The organism is Streptomyces sp. 11x1, from assembly GCF_032598905.1.
GTDB lineage: Bacteria > Actinomycetota > Actinomycetes > Streptomycetales > Streptomycetaceae > Streptomyces.
On the sequence record NZ_CP122458.1, the window covers coordinates 7,821,824 to 7,835,785 of the forward strand.

The window sequence follows — 13,962 nt, forward strand, 5'->3', positions numbered from 1 at the left end:
GCACCACAGCGAGGCGAGGCGATAGATGAGCGCGACGTTCGGCGGCCGGACCGGTCGGCAGGGCAGGTTCTCCGAGTGGCTGCGTGCCCGTCGTACCGGCCGCCCGCTCGACCCGGCCGCCGACGACACCGGCCGTGAGGAGCTGCTGCTCGCCGCGGCCTCCGCCGGACTCCCGCTCGCGCCCGCCGCGTACCCCTCGGGCTATCGGTGTTCGTGCGACCGCGTCGGCTGTCCCACCCCCGCCCGGCACCCGGTGTCGTTCGCCTGGCAGACGCAGTCCACCACCGACCGCGGCCAGATCGAGCGCTGGGCCCGGCACCAGCCGCAGGCCAACTTCATCACCGCGACGGGCATGGTCCACGACGTGCTGGACGTCCCGCTCGCCGCCGGACGCGAAGCCCTGGAGCGGCTGCTCGCCGCCGGGATCGAGGTGGGCCCCGTCGCGGAGTTCGAGTCCGAGTCCGACGACGGACGGCTCTTGTTCTTCACCCTCACCCGGGGTACGCCCGAGGACGAGGACGAGTGGTGGCCCTGCGAGCTGGACTGCCACCCCGAGACCATGGACGAGCACCCGGGCCTGCGCTGGCACTGCCGCGGGTCCTACGTTCTCGTCCCGCCGGCCCGGCTCCCCGGTGACCTCGGCGTCCACTGGGTACGCGGCCCCGAGCACCCGTTGCCGGACCCGCTGAGCCTGCTGGAGATCCTCACCGACGCCTGCTCACGCCATGTGGGCGAGCAGCCGGACCACACGAACGCGGCCTGGCCCTCCCGCGGCTGACCCGGTCCGCCACGGCTGAACTCCGCCCCCGGCCGGGCGCCACCGCACCCCGGCGGTCACTCGCCCTTGGCGCCCGTCAGTCCGCCCACCTGGCTCACGACCCGCACCTGCTGGTCGGACTCCGTCTTCGCCGGGTCGAGCACTGCCTGGTTGTACACGAACTCCAGGGTCAGGGACTGCTTCGGCTCGCCCGTCATCAGGGCGCGCACGGCCGCGTCGTTGACGGGGATGCTCACCCCGGGCGCGGCGGTCTGTTTCTGGTAGGTGCGGGTGGTGAAGAAGACCAGCGCCCCGCCGTCCGTGGTGCGCAGTCCCACCGGCGCGTAGTCACCGTTGGTGAGGGCCTCGTCGATGTACTGCCGCGCCAGGCCCGGCTTCTCCGCGTTCCGCCGGCGCCGCGCGCGCTCCTCGGAGGTGTACGGCCCGTCCGCGAAGAGCGCGCTGTCCTCCTCCAGGTACGTCACGTACCGGTCGGGCAACTGCGCGGGCTCCACGGAGAGTTCGGCGTCGTCGGGCTGCACCACCTGGGCGTAGCCGTCCTCGTCCTTCTTGAACTCGGGCATGTCGGCGGCCGGCACGATCGTGAGGAAGGAGACCTCCCACAGATCGGTCAGCCCGTCCCGGGTGAAGACGAACAGCCAGCGGTCCGTCGCGTTGCCCTTGTTGGCGGTGGCGTCGACGACGAACCAGCGCGGCCACGCCGCCTTCTCCGGGATCGTGTACGTGACGTCGGCCAGCTTCAGCGGCACATGGTTCGGGTTGCCGCCCGGGTTGAGCTTCGCGCCCGAACGGAGCTTGCCGCCGTCGATGTCGGCGAGCGCGCCGGTGACCCGGGAGGCGTCCTGGGACTGGTCGTTGGCCTGGTCCGCCTTGTTGTACGCGGTGGTGAAGTCCTGCAGCGCGCGCTCCGCCTCCGCCCGGGTCGCGGCGGGAAGGATCTCCAGGTCGCCCCGGACCACCACGCACCCGCTCGCCGTCAACGACAGCGCGGTCACCGCCGTGGTCACCAGCGCGCCACGCCCGTACGCGCGAAGCCCGCCCCGGCGACGAAGCCCGCCCCGGAGACGAAGCCCGAGGAACCTCCCGACCGTGCGAACCGGACGAACCTCACGAAGCCTCAGTGGGCTCCGAACCCCGCGCACCCTGCTCATCAGGAATCTTCACCTTCCCCTTCCCGGAGGCGAACCCTACCGGGGCCAGGAACAGCGCGAGCGTCGGGACCGGATAGAGGACCCAGACCGTGACTTGGAGGACCGTCGGGTCGGGCTGGAAGTTGAACACACCCTTCAGGAGGGTGCCGTACCAGCTGTCCGGCGGGATCGTCCCGGTGATGTCGAACGCCGTGTCGGTCAGGCCGGGCACGAAGTCGGCCTCCTGGAGGTCGTGGAAGCCGTACGCGAGGACGCTGGCCGCGACCACGACCACGACCAGCATGCCGCCGGTCCAGGTGAAGAACTTCGCGAGGTCCGGTCCGACGCTGAGCGCGTCCGTGGCCAGATCGCGCTGCACCGGGATGAACCGTTCCCAGGGGCTGAGCGGGAGTGAGTCCTGTTGCCAGGTCTCATGCTCGGCCGAACGCCCCGGACGGTGTTGGGCGTTCTGGTTGCCCGCGTTCGCTCCGCGTCCGGGCGGCACGGATCGTGTCCGTGGTCCGGGGATGCGGGGGCGGGTTTCCTCACGCCCGGGAACACCTGGTCGGGCCTGGACGGTCCGATGCCCCACCGCATCTCTCCGGTGCTGTGGGGGCGGTGCCGTCCGTCGCCGGATCGGGTGTTGCTGGGCGCGCCTTCCGATCGCCACGGCAGCAGCGTCGTGGCGGGTGGTGGTGCGGCTGGTGGTGGTGAGGGGTTTCTGCCAGTGCTGGCCCGGAAGCCGACCATCGCACGGTCGAGCTAAACCGCCCTCGTGCGCTCCCCGGCGAGCGGCAGGGAACCCCGTTTCGGTGTGATCAGGACATCACCGGTCCGCGGATGCGGGAACACCTCCACCGGCTGCCGGTACACCTCCGACAGCAGGCCCTCCTCGAAGACGTCGGCCGGCGGCCCGTCCGCCGCGATCCGCCCGTCACGCAGCACGGCCACCCGGTCCGCGTACGCCGCCGCCAGTCCGAGGTCGTGCAGGACGACGACCACCGCGTCCCCGGCCCCCGCCCGCTCCCGGCACACCCGCAGCACCAACTCCTGGTGCCGGAGGTCCAGCGCGGCCGTCGGCTCGTCCAGCATCAGCAGCGGCGCCCGCTGCGCGAGCACCCGCGCCAGCGTCACCCGGGCGCGCTCGCCGCCGCTCAGCGCGGAGAAGGGCCGCGCCGCGAACCCGGCGACCTCGGTCACCCCCATCGCCTCCGCCACGGCCACGTCGTCGGAGTCCTCCTCGCCGACCCCGCCGGGCTGCCGCGCCCAGGGGGCCCGCCCCATGCGGACGACCTCCGCCACGGTGAACGGGAACGACAGGGCGGCGGACTGCGGCAACACGGCCCGGCGCAGGGCAAGTTCGAGCGCCGACCACTCACGCACCGGCCGCCCGTGCACCCGTACGACCCCACCGGCCACCGGCAGGTCCGCCGCCAGCGCGCCCAGCAGCGTCGACTTCCCCGCGCCGTTGGGCCCGACCAGCGCGAGCACCTCTCCCGCGCGGGCCGCGACGGACACGCCGCGCAGGACCTCGCGCGCCCCGAGGCGGACGGTGACACCGTCGGCCTCGGCGAGGACGTCACCGGGGCGGGACGGGGGCGGGGGAGTGGGCGCCCCCGGGCCGAAACGTCCCTGGAGGAGCCGACGTAGAGCCTCCGCGCCCGATGTCGCCCTCATGCCCAGCCTCCCTGCTTGCGACGGGTCCTGCGGAGCAGCCAGAAGAAGAACGGGCTGCCGATCAGGGCGGTGAGGACGCCCAGGGGCAGCTCCGCCGGCTGGACGATCGTGCGGGCCGCGAGGTCCGCCGCCAGCAGGACGACCGCCCCGGCGAGCGCGCTGCCCGGGATCAGGAACCGGTGCCCCGGCCCCGCCGCCATCCGCAGCAGATGCGGCACGACGAGCCCCACGAACCCGATGACGCCCGACACGCTCACGGCGGCGGCGGTCAGCAGCGCGACGACCAGGATCAGCACGACCCGCAGCCGCTCCACGTCCACCCCGAGATGCCGTGCCGGCCGCTCACCGAGCGCGAGCATATCCAGCTTGCGGGCGTGGAACGGTGCCACGGCCAGCCCGATCACCGCGCACGGCAGCACGGCCAGCACCTTCGGCCACGTCGACTGCGCGAGCGAGCCCAACTGCCAGAACGTGATCTGGTTGACGGCCGCCGTGTCCTCCGCGAGGAAGATGAACAGCCCGATCGTGGCGCCGGCGAACGCGTTCACCGCGATACCGGTGAGGATCAGCGTCACGACCTCGGTCCGGCCCCCCGACCGCGACATCGCGTACACCACGAACACGGTGATCAGCCCGGCGACGAACGCGAGGACCGAGACCGTCCAGTTCCCGAGGAACGTGATCCCGAACGCGATCGCCGCGACCGCGCCCACCGCCGCGCCCAGCGAGACCCCGATGACACTCGGCTCCGCGAGGGGGTTCCCGAAGACGCCCTGCATCAGCGCCCCCGCGCACCCGAGCGACGCGCCGATCAGCAACGCCAGCACGATCCTCGGGAACCGGACGTTCCACAGCACCGACTCGGGCACGCGTGCCAGCTCCGCCCCGCCGAGCCCGATCCGATGGGCGACCGAGGAGATCACGTCACCGGTCGGGATGGGATAGGCCCCGAGCCCACCGGCGACCGGCACCAGAACGAACAGCGCGACGACGAGACCGACGGTCAGCAGAAGAGGGGCCCGCCGACGCCGACCCCGTCGGCCCCTGTGGCCCCGCCCGAGTCGTCAATGTCGTCGGTGTCGTCGGCTCTCTCCGGATCAACCGGCTTGCTCAGTAAGGTCACGTGGTCCTCTCATGGGTGGGTTCGGGGCTGCCGGTCGGGTCGGCGGCGGTGCGGTGACCTGGTACGACCCGGGGCCCGGTTGATGTTTCAATGCGGGGGTGACCGACTTCGATGTGCTGCGGGTGTTCTGCGGACCCCGCGGCGGATACGGCAACGAACTGGGCGTCGTCCGTGAGGGCTCCGTCATGCCCGACCGCGCCGAGCGCCAGGAGTTCGCCGCCAAACTCGGCTTCAGCGAGACCGTGTTCGTGGACGACCCCGAGCGCGGTGTCATCGACATCTACACCCCCTCGCAGCGCCTGCCCTTCGCCGGACACCCCTGCGTGGGCGCGGCCTGGCTGCTCGACGCGCCCGAACTGGTCACCCAGGCCGGTCTCGTGGGCGCCCGGCTGGACGGCGAGTTCAGCTGGATCGAGGCCCAGCCGGAGTGGGCCCCGCCCCGCACCTTCCGCCAGTACGCCTCCGCCGCCGAGGTCGACGACCTACGCGTCCCGCCGCCCGGCGAGTGGATCTATGCCTGGGCCTGGGAGGACGAGGCCGCCGGCCGCATCCGCGCCCGCGCCTTCCCCGGCCGAGACGACGGCATCGACGAGGACGAGGCCACCGGCGCGGCGGCCCTCCAACTCACCGCCCACCTCGGCCGAGCCCTGAACATCACCCAGGGCACCGGCTCCCAACTCCTCACGGCCCCGCAGCCGCACGGCTGGGTCGAGGTCGGCGGCAGGGTGTTCCTGGAACGCTGAGGGCGCCTACGGAACAGGGGGCGGCATCCCGTGCCCGTCAGGGGCGCGGGGAACAGGGCGATCAGCCCCCACGCACCCGCACTGATCCCACGACCCCCACACCCCCGCCCCAGCGGGCGCAGCGCTCACGCACTCAACGGAAACTCGTCACCCAAGGCAAGAAAGACCGCGGTGTTGAGCGCGAACGCCCGCTTGCACTCACCCACGATCCGCTGCTTCTCCAGCTCATCGGCCGGCACCTGGTCCAGCAGTTCCCGGTACCCCCGCTTGAACGCGGCCGGGTTGGTGATCTCCTCGAAGACGTAGAACCGCACCCCGTCGCCCTTCTTGGCGAAGCCCCACGTCTTCTCGGCCCGGTCCCGGATGATCTGCCCACCCGACAGGTCCCCGAGATACCGCGTGTAGTGGTGGGCCACATACCCGCCGGCCCAGGTGCGCGCGCACTCCGCGACCCGTGCCGCGTACTCCTCGGTCGCCGGCAGCGCCGTGAGCGTCGACCGCCAGCCGGGGCCGCGCAGATGCTCCAGGTCCCGCTCCAGCGCGCCCAGCCGCATCAGCTCGGGCTGCACGAACGGTCCCGCGACCGGGTCGTGGGCCAGCCCGGGGGCGGCGCTCTCCAGCGCCTCGTACACGAACCACAGCTGCTCGGTGTAGCGCGTGTACGCCTCGACACCGAGTTTGCCGCCCAGCATGTCGGCCATGAACGTCGTGCTCTCCGCCTCGGTGTGCTGCTCGTGCGAGGCGGTGCGGATGAGCGTGGAGAACGCCGTGTCCGATGTGACCGACGCGTTCATGGAGGCCTCCGGTGCCGATGGGGATGAGCGCGAACCTGTTGCCAGTTTCTGTGGTTAGGCTTACCTAAGTCAACAGGTTCCCGACTCCCTGTCGGTAAAAACGCTACCCCGGATCCCCGCCACCTCCACATGGAATCCGCGCAAGAGAGAACCCGCCGCACGGCGGGAGGCCGACGGCGGGTTGTGGCAGGGCGAAGCGGGGGCGGGGCCGCCGCAGCGGAGCTGGGTCCGGTGGCTCTACGGCAGCGTGAGGATCTCCGCGCCGGTCTCCGTGACCACCAGCGTGTGCTCGAACTGCGCGGTCCGCTTGCGGTCCTTCGTCACGACCGTCCAGCCGTCGTCCCACATGTCGTAGTCGTACGACCCGAGCGTCAGCATCGGCTCGATGGTGAAGGTCATCCCGGTCTGGATCAGGGTGGTGGCGTGCGGGGAGTCGTAGTGCGGGACGATCAGCCCGGAGTGGAACGACGAGTTGATCCCGTGCCCGGTGAAGTCGCGCACGACCCCGTACCCGAACCGCTTCGCGTAGGACTCGATGACGCGCCCGATGATGTTGATCTGCCGTCCCGGCTTGACGGCCTTGATGGCACGGGCGAGCGACTCCCGGGTCCGCTCGACGAGCAGTTTCGACTCCTCGTCGACCTCGCCGACCAGGTAGGTGGCGTTGTTGTCGCCGTGGACGCCGCCGATGTACGCCGTCACGTCCAGGTTCACGATGTCGCCGTCGTGCAGCACGGTCGAGTCGGGGATGCCGTGGCAGATGACCTCGTTGACCGAGGTGCACAGCGACTTGGGGAAGCCGCGGTAGCCGAGCGTCGAGGGATAGGCCCCGTGGTCGCACATGTACTCGTGCGCCACCCGGTCCAGCTCGTCCGTGGTGACCCCGGGGGCGATGTGCTTGGCGGCCTCGGCCATCGCCCGGGCCGCGATCCGGCCGGCGATCCGCATCGCCTCGATCGTCTCCGGGGTCTGCACCTCCGGCCCGGTGTACGGAGTCGGGGCGGGCTTGCCCACGTACTCGGGACGGCGGATGTTCCCCGGTACGGGGCGGGCGGGGGAGAGCTTCCCCGGTGCGAGCAGCGACTGGCCAGACATGCCAGCGAGTTTAACCAGCGGTGGTGGGGGACCATGTCGGTGAGGACTGGCGAAGGGAACTCAGCTCATGCCCCTGTTCAAACGGCGTACGGCCGGCAAGCCCGGTGAGTGGTTCTACTGCCTGGAGCACAAGAAGGTCGAGGAGGGCCCCGACTGCCCCGGCAAGGACCGCATGGGTCCCTATGCCTCCCGTCAGGACGCCACCCGGGCCATGGAGACGGCCCGGGAGCGCAACGAGGAGTGGGAGACGGACCCGCGCTGGCACGACACCCCGTCCCCGGGGCCCGACGCCTGATCCCGCGGCCCCCCTCCCCACTCGCCTCACCACTCGGCGGGGGCGGAGGTCCTGCCGTCGTGCGGGGCCCGGTGGGGTTCGGGGGTGCCGGCGCCGCCCTCGCGGGGCGCGCGAGCCGCGTTCTCCCACTCTGCGTCGCCGAGCACCATGTCGGGGTCGAACATCACGATGACGGCGGCGACCAGGAGGACGACGAGCGGGCCGGCGAGCATGGCCAGGAGGAACGACAGCAGGTCGGCGGAGGACTGTGAGACGTCGGACCGGCCCGTCAGGTGGACGGAGACCGAGGCCATGCCCGTGTAGTGCATCCCGGTCACGGCCACACCCATGACCATGCTCGCCCCGATGCTGGCCCACAGCGTGTGGATGGAGACGGCGGCCCACAGGGCGGCTGTGGCGGCCAGGACGGCGATCACGACGGACAGGATCACCGTCGGGATGTCGTAGTGGAGGGTGCCGTTGGTGTGCACGGCGGCCATGCCGAGGTAGTGCATGGCCGCGACACCGAGCCCGGTGATCGTGCCGGCCGTCGCCAGGGTCGGCACGGAGCCGCCCCGGTAGCCGACGAGGAACACGCCGACCGCGACGACGCCGATGGCGACGGCGAGGCTGAGCAGTGTCTTCGACATGTCGTAGTTGACGAGCGCGCCCTGGACATTGAAGCCGATCATGGCGATGAAGTGCATGGTCCAGATGCCGCAGCCGATCGATACGGCCCCCAGGGTCAGCCACCCGGCTCTGCGGTGCGGGCGTCGCAGCGACCGGGTCGCGCACCGCAGCCCGAGCGCCGCCCCGAGGCACGCCATGAGGTACGCGGCGACCGGGGTCGTGGCGCCGAAATGGAAGTTGGAGACGGTGGCGTTCATGTAGGGCCCTCCCCTGGCGTACATGAGATGCGCCTCGGTCCGGTGCGCGTGAGGGCGCGGACGACACCCCCGTTCTGCCGAGGGCGGGGCGCAGGGGCCAAGAGGCTGAAACAAGCCACCTGGCCGAGATGGCGCGATTCAATCACACTCTGCTCACGCTTCCTACACAGGAGTGAAGTTTCGTTGAAACAGGGATGACCGAGGCGGGGGAGGCGGGAGTGGCGACCGGCGTCACCAGTGGGTGGGAGGCGGTGACGTCAGCCGGTCGGTGAGACGGGAGAGGCGCTCACGGAAGCGGCGCCGCCCCCTCGGCTCCGGCACCGCGTCCTCCCCGGCGGCCGCGCTCACCAGGTGCTGCACGGTGTCCAGGTCGACGACCGGCTCGGCGGGCGCCGCCAACGCCTCGTGGGCCAGCGCGTCGAGATCCCGGTCGCCGGTGTTCAGCGACAGCACCGTCGCCCCGGCCCGCCGCGCGTCGTGCACCCGCTCCAGCAGAGCGGTCCCCGGCGCGGACGGCGCGACCACCAGCAGGGTCTCGCCCCGCCGCGCCGCCGACACCCGGCCGAGCCCCACCGCCAGGTGCGCGGGGTCCGAGGGCCGCGCGGAGTGCCGTACGAGCGTCGGGGCGAGTTCCGGCGTGCCGGACCAGGCCGCCTCGTCGACCAGATGCGCCGCGAGATGCCACGGCTCGTACTCGGCCGTACCGACGAGCAGCAGCCCACCGCCGTACGACACCACGGATCCCCGCAGCGCCCCCGCGAACCGCCGCGTGGCCCCCAGCCACTCCGCCCCGGCGAGCACCTCACGCAGCAACGCGACCCGTACGGCATCCATGCGCCCGCATCCTGCCGCAACCGGACACTCGTGACCCGGTGTTCACCCCGAATTGGCCCGAGCCGGGCACGCAGGCCGAACAGCGACCGCCACGGGCGCACCGCACCACCACGCCACGAGCCGCCCCCCACCCCAGGAGCCCCTCATGACCCCCACGCCCCAGTCCAGCGTCCCCTTCCGGGCCGGCCGCGAAGGCTATGCCAGCTTCCGGATCCCGGCGGTCGTCGCCACCCCCTCCGGCGCCCTGCTCGCCTTCTGCGAGGGACGGGTCGGCGGACGGGAGGACTTCGGGAACATCGACATCGTGGTGAAGCGGTCGACGGACGGCGGCCGGACCTGGGGCCCGCTCCAGGTCGCCGCCGGCAACGGCGACGACCTCGCCGGCAACCCCGCCCCCGTCGTCCTCGACACCGGCCGGATCCTGCTGGTCCACGTCCGCAACGCCGCGCACGCCACGGAGGACGCCATCCGGCGCGGCGAGGTGAGCGCGGCGGACGGCCGTCGGGTCTGGGTGCAGCACAGCGACGACGAGGGACGGACATGGTCCGACCCCAGGGAGATCACCCGGCAGACCAAGAAGCCCGAGTGGCGGTGGTACGCCACCACCCCCGGCCACGCGCTCCAACTCACCACCGGCCGTGTCGTCGTCCCCGCCAACCACTCCCTCCCGCCCACCGGCGCGGACAACGGCACGGAGGGCAGGTACAACGGCGGACACTGCCTGCTGAGCGACGACGCGGGCGCCGGCTGGCGCATCGGATACGTCGACGACAACATCGACGGATACATCAACGTCAACGAGACCACCGCCGCCGAACTCCCCGACGGCCGGGTCTACTTCAACACCCGCAACGACTCTCCGTCCCCCGGCACCCGCGCCGACGCCCACTCCACGGACGGCGGCGAGAGCCTGGTCAAGCCGTTCCGGCCGCAGGCGGGCATCGTCGGCCCGGTCGTCGAGGGCAGCGTCCTCCAGCTCAGCGACCCCGACCTGCTCCTCCACTCCGGCCCCGCCGACCCCGGCTTCCGCGCCCTGATGACCGTCCGCGCCAGCGACGACGGCGGCGTCACCTGGCGTTCCGTCCACACCGTCGACGGGCTGCCCGCCGCGTACTCCGATCTCGTACGCGCCGACCGGGACACCGTCGGACTGCTCTACGAGACGGGCGACTTCAGCGCGTACGAGACGATCACGTTCCGCCGGATCCCCCTGACCGCGCTCACCTGACCGTCGTCCACGCCGGACCCGCACGTAAAGTCGGCCCATGACCTCTACTGACAGTGCACAGCAGTCCGCAGCGCAGACCCCCGTGAAGGCCCCTGCCAAGGACCCCTGGGACCTGCCGGATGTCTCGGGGCTCGTCGTCGGCGTGCTCGGCGGCACCGGTCCGCAGGGCAAGGGCCTCGCCTACCGTCTCGCCAAGGCCGGCCAGAAGGTGATCATCGGCTCCCGGGCCGCCGACCGCGCCCAGGGCGTCGCCGAGGAACTCGGGCACGGCGTCGAGGGCGCCGACAACGCCGAGACCGCGCGCCGCAGCGACATCGTGATCGTCGCGGTGCCCTGGGACGGCCACGGCAAGACCCTCGAATCGCTGCGCGAGGAACTGGCCGGCAAGCTCGTCGTCGACTGCGTCAACCCGCTCGGCTTCGACAAGAAGGGCGCCTACGCGCTGAAGCCGGAGGAGGGCAGCGCCGCCGAGCAGGCCGCCGCCCTGCTGCCGGACTCGCGGGTCACCGCCGCCTTCCACCACCTCTCCGCCGTCCTCCTGGAGGACCCGGAGATCGAGGAGATCGACACCGATGTGATGGTGCTCGGCGAGGAGCGTGCCGACGTCGAGATCGTGCAGGCGCTGGCCGGCCGCATCCCCGGGATGCGCGGCATCTTCGCCGGCCGGCTGCGCAACGCCCACCAGGTCGAGTCGCTGGTCGCCAACCTGATCTCCGTGAACCGCCGGTACAAGGCCCACGCGGGCATCCGCCTCACGGACGTGTAGCCGCCGCACGCGGGCCCCGGTGCATGGGGGACACTGGACGGCGCACCACCTCGTCCGACCGCCTTCCCAGGAGCCGACCCCCATGCCCCTCTTGCTCCCTCCCGACCCGGCCCGGCGCCTCGCCCTCTACGCGCTCGTCGTCTGTCTCCTCGCGATCACCGCGGCCGTGGTCTCCTTCAGCCGGGGCAGCTGGCTGGGTGTGGTGTGGGTGCTGATGGCAGGGCTGTCGTCCAACATGACCTGGTACTACGTCCGCAAGGCCAGGCAGGGGCGCGAGGCCGTCACATCCCGGTGAGGCAGATGTCGCTGTCCTCGCGCCAGAAGCGGTAGAGCCAGTAGCCGCAGTCGGAGAGCTGGTCCTCGATGCCGAGGCCCCGCATGAACGCGTCGATCACGTCCCAGAACACGCCGTTCACCGCCGGGATCCACAGCACCGCGAAGACCAGCAGCAGCCCGAAGGGCGCCAGCGGCTCCACCTGGCGACGGATCTTGTACGACAGCCAGGGCTCGATGACGCCGTAGCCGTCCAGGCCGGGCACCGGCAGGAAGTTCAGGATCGCCGCCGTGACCTGGAGCATCGCCAGGAAGGCGAGGGCGAAGAGGAAGGCCCTCGGCACGCCGTCGGTGACGCCCAGCCAGAAGGGTGCGGTGCAGACGGCCGCGAACAGCACGTTCGTCAGCGGTCCCGCCGCAGAGATCAGACTGTGCTTCCAGCGGCCCTGGATCCGGCCCCGCTCGATGAACACGGCACCACCGGGCAGACCGATCCCGCCCATGATCACGAAGACGACGGGCAGCACGATGCTGAGCAGGGCGTGTGTGTAGGCGAGTGGATTGAGGCTCAAGTAGCCTTTCGTGCCCACGGTGATGTCGCCCCCGTGCAGCGCGGTACGGGCGTGCGCGTACTCGTGCAGGCAGAGGGAGACCACCCAGGCCGAGGTGACGAAGAGAAAGACGGCGAGCCCCGGACCTGACGCGAAGCCTGTCCACACCGCCCACCCGGTGACCGCCATGACGGCGACGATCCCTAGGAAGACCGGGCTGATCCGGTGGTCGCTGGCGCGAGAGGTGAGGGTCATGTGTCAGGGCTCCTGAGAGACGGCCGCCCGCATGGGCGAGGAGAATCGACTGCGATGGTGAACACGAGGACAACGTCCTGAGAGGCGGCTGCTCTCCCGAGGCGATTCTCCCTTCGGCACCTGATCACCCGCCGTGGGACCCCGGCTCACTCCAGGAACCTGGCAAGGCGCTGCTGGAAGTCTCCGGGAATCTCGGCAACGTGACCGCCGCGTTCTCGGGGATGGCATCTGATCGTGATGCCGGCACGGACCAGGTCCTCACCGACATCCGCGATCTCCATGCTCAGCCACCGCTCGGCGAAGGTTGAACCGAGTGGCACGAACTGCCAGTGATCCTCGTCGACGGCATGGGGCGGCGGGTCGGTCTCACTGCTGGTCCTGGTTCGCGGGACGTATTCACGGCGGACGACGGGTGTGTGCCCGGCCGCCTCGACCAGCATGCCCAGGATCGGCGTGACGATGTCGTCGGCGGGCACGAACACATAGCCGGGGCACGCCGGGGAGCCGACGCGCGAGAGGCAGCGGATCTTCTCGGTGATCCGGTACGTACCGTCCTTGCGTCGCTTCCTGGTGGTGTGGAGTCGAAGGTTCTTGCCGCACCCGCCGCACTTGATCACACCGAGGAGCGGGGTCCGGGGTGTCACGGGACGGCGGCTCGACGGTGAGGCTGCAGCGGCCAGGGCGCTCTGCAGACGGTCGAACGTCTCTTGCTCCAGCACTCCTTCGGCCACGCGCACCGGGTCGCCCTCCTGATCGCGAACCAGTACACGTTTCCTGTACTTCCTGCCGGGCACGACTTCGCTCCGTGTCTTCCAGCCGAGCAGTGTGGGCGAGGTGAGGATCCCCTTCAGTGTGCGCGGGTACCAGATGAAATCCTTCCCCGACTTGTTGCGCTGGTACGTGTCCGCAGGCGCCGGTACCCCTCGTGCCTCGAAGTCTCGGCAGACGGCGTTGACGGATTCGCCGCCGATGACGCGCCGAGCGGCCTCCCGTACGACAGCCGCCGTCTCGGGATTGATCTCCAGGTAACGGGCCCCGTCTCTCGCGTACGTCCTGTAACCGAAGGGCGGCGAACTCCCGCCCCACCGTGTGGAGATGAGCAGGCGCGCACGCGCAGATGCGACTCGCTCGGCCCCGGCCTGCGCTTCCATCTGGGCGAAGGTGGCGATCATGGCGGCTGTCGCCCTGCCGGTCGGACTCGTGAGGTCGAACGGTTCGGTGGCGGATACGAGGCCCTTTCCGCCGTGGGTCCTCGCCCACTCGATCATCTTGTGAAGGTCACCAACCCGGCGAACGAACCGGTCGAGTCGCCAGAAGACGATGACGTCGAATTCGGGGGCGCGTTCGTCGAGCCAGCGGGACAGCTCCGGCCGTTGCCATGGTGGAACGGCGGTGGCGGAGACGGGGAGATCTCTGGCGATGCCCGCGACCTCCCAGCCGCGCGCCTCGCAATAGGACCTGCACTCTTCGATCTGCCGCTCGGGGCTGGTGGTCGACTCGGTTCGGACGGTCAGTCGGACGGTGATGAGTGCTCTAGGTGATCTCTCCATGCAG

The 13,962-nt window shown here is 71.1% G+C and carries 15 protein-coding genes and 2 pseudogenes; 6 read left to right on the forward strand and 11 right to left on the reverse strand.

Annotated features, from left to right (window positions below; all coding sequences use genetic code 11):
• The first annotated feature begins 25 nt into the window (after nt 1-25).
• A complete protein-coding gene (locus P8T65_RS34310) occupies nt 26-778 on the forward strand; it encodes a bifunctional DNA primase/polymerase (RefSeq protein ID WP_316729071.1) in 753 nt (250 codons plus the stop codon).
• A gap of 56 nt (nt 779-834) precedes the next feature.
• Here P8T65_RS34310 and P8T65_RS34315 read toward each other — a convergent pair whose 3' ends face one another.
• The 5 genes and pseudogenes from P8T65_RS34315 to P8T65_RS34335 form a co-directional block, all read right to left on the reverse strand.
• A complete protein-coding gene (locus P8T65_RS34315; protein ID WP_316729072.1) occupies nt 835-1,929 on the reverse strand; it encodes a hypothetical protein in 1,095 nt (364 codons plus the stop codon).
• Nucleotides 1,886-2,245, reverse strand: a pseudogene (locus P8T65_RS34320) (FTR1 family protein); the annotation flags it as partial. The gene P8T65_RS34315 and the pseudogene P8T65_RS34320, both read right to left, overlap by 44 nt.
• Before the next feature lie 63 nt (nt 2,246-2,308).
• A pseudogene (locus tag P8T65_RS34325) lies at nt 2,309-2,653 on the reverse strand (IS200/IS605 family accessory protein TnpB-related protein); the annotation flags it as partial.
• Nucleotides 2,654-2,670: 17 nt separating this feature from the next.
• Nucleotides 2,671-3,585 carry a heme ABC transporter ATP-binding protein gene (locus P8T65_RS34330; protein WP_316729073.1) on the reverse strand — a complete coding sequence of 305 codons (915 nt, stop codon included), beginning with the start codon at nt 3,583-3,585 and terminating at the stop codon, nt 2,671-2,673.
• Nucleotides 3,582-4,595: an iron ABC transporter permease gene (locus tag P8T65_RS34335; RefSeq protein ID WP_316731817.1), complete on the reverse strand. Its 1,014-nt coding sequence runs from the start codon at nt 4,593-4,595 to the stop codon at nt 3,582-3,584. The genes P8T65_RS34330 and P8T65_RS34335 overlap by 4 nt, the downstream gene beginning before the upstream one ends.
• Nucleotides 4,596-4,806: 211 nt before the next feature.
• Here P8T65_RS34335 and P8T65_RS34340 point away from each other — a divergent pair, with 211 nt between their 5' ends.
• Nucleotides 4,807-5,451 (forward strand): PhzF family phenazine biosynthesis protein, encoded by a 645-nt coding sequence (locus P8T65_RS34340; protein ID WP_316729074.1) that lies wholly within the window; start codon nt 4,807-4,809, stop codon nt 5,449-5,451.
• Between the two features lie 125 nt (nt 5,452-5,576).
• Here the strand turns inward: P8T65_RS34340 and P8T65_RS34345 are convergent, their stop codons facing one another.
• Together P8T65_RS34345 and map are read right to left on the reverse strand one after the other, a co-directional pair.
• Nucleotides 5,577-6,245, reverse strand: a complete 669-nt coding sequence (locus P8T65_RS34345) for a heme oxygenase (biliverdin-producing) (RefSeq protein ID WP_184894886.1) — start codon at nt 6,243-6,245, stop codon at nt 5,577-5,579.
• Between the two features lie 237 nt (nt 6,246-6,482).
• A complete protein-coding gene (gene map / locus P8T65_RS34350) occupies nt 6,483-7,340 on the reverse strand; it encodes a type I methionyl aminopeptidase (protein ID WP_184894888.1) in 858 nt (285 codons plus the stop codon).
• Between the two features lie 67 nt (nt 7,341-7,407).
• On the opposite strand from map, the gene P8T65_RS34355 reads away from it, so the two are divergent.
• Entirely contained in the window at nt 7,408-7,635 is a 228-nt protein-coding gene (locus P8T65_RS34355; protein ID WP_184894890.1) for a hypothetical protein, read from the forward strand.
• 26 nt (nt 7,636-7,661) lie between these two features.
• Here P8T65_RS34355 and P8T65_RS34360 read toward each other — a convergent pair whose 3' ends face one another.
• Both P8T65_RS34360 and P8T65_RS34365 read right to left on the reverse strand, forming a co-directional pair.
• Nucleotides 7,662-8,501 carry an MHYT domain-containing protein gene (locus P8T65_RS34360; protein ID WP_316729075.1) on the reverse strand — a complete coding sequence of 280 codons (840 nt, stop codon included), beginning with the start codon at nt 8,499-8,501 and terminating at the stop codon, nt 7,662-7,664.
• A 231-nt stretch (nt 8,502-8,732) separates the two neighbouring features.
• Complete coding sequence (locus P8T65_RS34365; protein WP_316729076.1) at nt 8,733-9,335, reverse strand: hypothetical protein; 603 nt, start codon at nt 9,333-9,335, stop codon at nt 8,733-8,735.
• 145 nt (nt 9,336-9,480) lie between these two features.
• Here P8T65_RS34365 and P8T65_RS34370 point away from each other — a divergent pair, with 145 nt between their 5' ends.
• The 3 genes from P8T65_RS34370 (at nt 9,481) to P8T65_RS34380 (ending at nt 11,624) form a co-directional block, all read left to right on the forward strand.
• Nucleotides 9,481-10,563 (forward strand): sialidase family protein, encoded by a 1,083-nt coding sequence (locus P8T65_RS34370; RefSeq protein ID WP_316729077.1) that lies wholly within the window; start codon nt 9,481-9,483, stop codon nt 10,561-10,563.
• Nucleotides 10,564-10,600: 37 nt separating this feature from the next.
• Entirely contained in the window at nt 10,601-11,329 is a 729-nt protein-coding gene (gene npdG, locus P8T65_RS34375) for an NADPH-dependent F420 reductase (RefSeq protein WP_316729078.1), read from the forward strand.
• A gap of 82 nt (nt 11,330-11,411) precedes the next feature.
• On the forward strand, nt 11,412-11,624 hold the full coding sequence (locus tag P8T65_RS34380) for a hypothetical protein (RefSeq protein WP_316729079.1): 213 nt from the start codon (nt 11,412-11,414) through the stop codon (nt 11,622-11,624).
• On the opposite strand, the gene P8T65_RS34385 is transcribed toward P8T65_RS34380, so the two are convergent.
• Together P8T65_RS34385 and P8T65_RS34390 are read right to left on the reverse strand one after the other, a co-directional pair.
• Entirely contained in the window at nt 11,611-12,408 is a 798-nt protein-coding gene (locus P8T65_RS34385) for a site-2 protease family protein (protein WP_316729080.1), read from the reverse strand. The genes P8T65_RS34380 and P8T65_RS34385 overlap by 14 nt on opposite strands.
• Before the next feature lie 146 nt (nt 12,409-12,554).
• Nucleotides 12,555-13,958 (reverse strand): recombinase family protein, encoded by a 1,404-nt coding sequence (locus tag P8T65_RS34390; protein ID WP_316729081.1) that lies wholly within the window; start codon nt 13,956-13,958, stop codon nt 12,555-12,557.
• Between the last annotated feature and the right edge of the window lie 4 nt (nt 13,959-13,962).

Excerpts from the sequence above, each read along its gene's own strand:
- P8T65_RS34385 (WP_316729080.1), bottom strand. The coding sequence starts at position 12,408 with ATGACCCTCACCTCTCGCGCCAGCGACCACCGGATCAGCCCGGTCTTC.
- P8T65_RS34380 (WP_316729079.1), top strand. The coding sequence starts at position 11,412 with ATGCCCCTCTTGCTCCCTCCCGACCCGGCCCGGCGCCTCGCCCTCTAC.
- map (WP_184894888.1), bottom strand. The coding sequence starts at position 7,340 with ATGTCTGGCCAGTCGCTGCTCGCACCGGGGAAGCTCTCCCCCGCCCGC.
- npdG (WP_316729078.1), top strand. The coding sequence starts at position 10,601 with ATGACCTCTACTGACAGTGCACAGCAGTCCGCAGCGCAGACCCCCGTG.
- P8T65_RS34390 (WP_316729081.1), bottom strand. The coding sequence starts at position 13,958 with ATGGAGAGATCACCTAGAGCACTCATCACCGTCCGACTGACCGTCCGA.
- P8T65_RS34370 (WP_316729077.1), top strand. The coding sequence starts at position 9,481 with ATGACCCCCACGCCCCAGTCCAGCGTCCCCTTCCGGGCCGGCCGCGAA.
- P8T65_RS34330 (WP_316729073.1), bottom strand. The coding sequence starts at position 3,585 with ATGAGGGCGACATCGGGCGCGGAGGCTCTACGTCGGCTCCTCCAGGGA.
- P8T65_RS34360 (WP_316729075.1), bottom strand. The coding sequence starts at position 8,501 with ATGAACGCCACCGTCTCCAACTTCCATTTCGGCGCCACGACCCCGGTC.
- P8T65_RS34315 (WP_316729072.1), bottom strand. The coding sequence starts at position 1,929 with ATGAGCAGGGTGCGCGGGGTTCGGAGCCCACTGAGGCTTCGTGAGGTT.
- P8T65_RS34345 (WP_184894886.1), bottom strand. The coding sequence starts at position 6,245 with ATGAACGCGTCGGTCACATCGGACACGGCGTTCTCCACGCTCATCCGC.
- P8T65_RS34355 (WP_184894890.1), top strand. The coding sequence starts at position 7,408 with ATGCCCCTGTTCAAACGGCGTACGGCCGGCAAGCCCGGTGAGTGGTTC.
- P8T65_RS34365 (WP_316729076.1), bottom strand. The coding sequence starts at position 9,335 with ATGGATGCCGTACGGGTCGCGTTGCTGCGTGAGGTGCTCGCCGGGGCG.
- P8T65_RS34310 (WP_316729071.1), top strand. The coding sequence starts at position 26 with ATGAGCGCGACGTTCGGCGGCCGGACCGGTCGGCAGGGCAGGTTCTCC.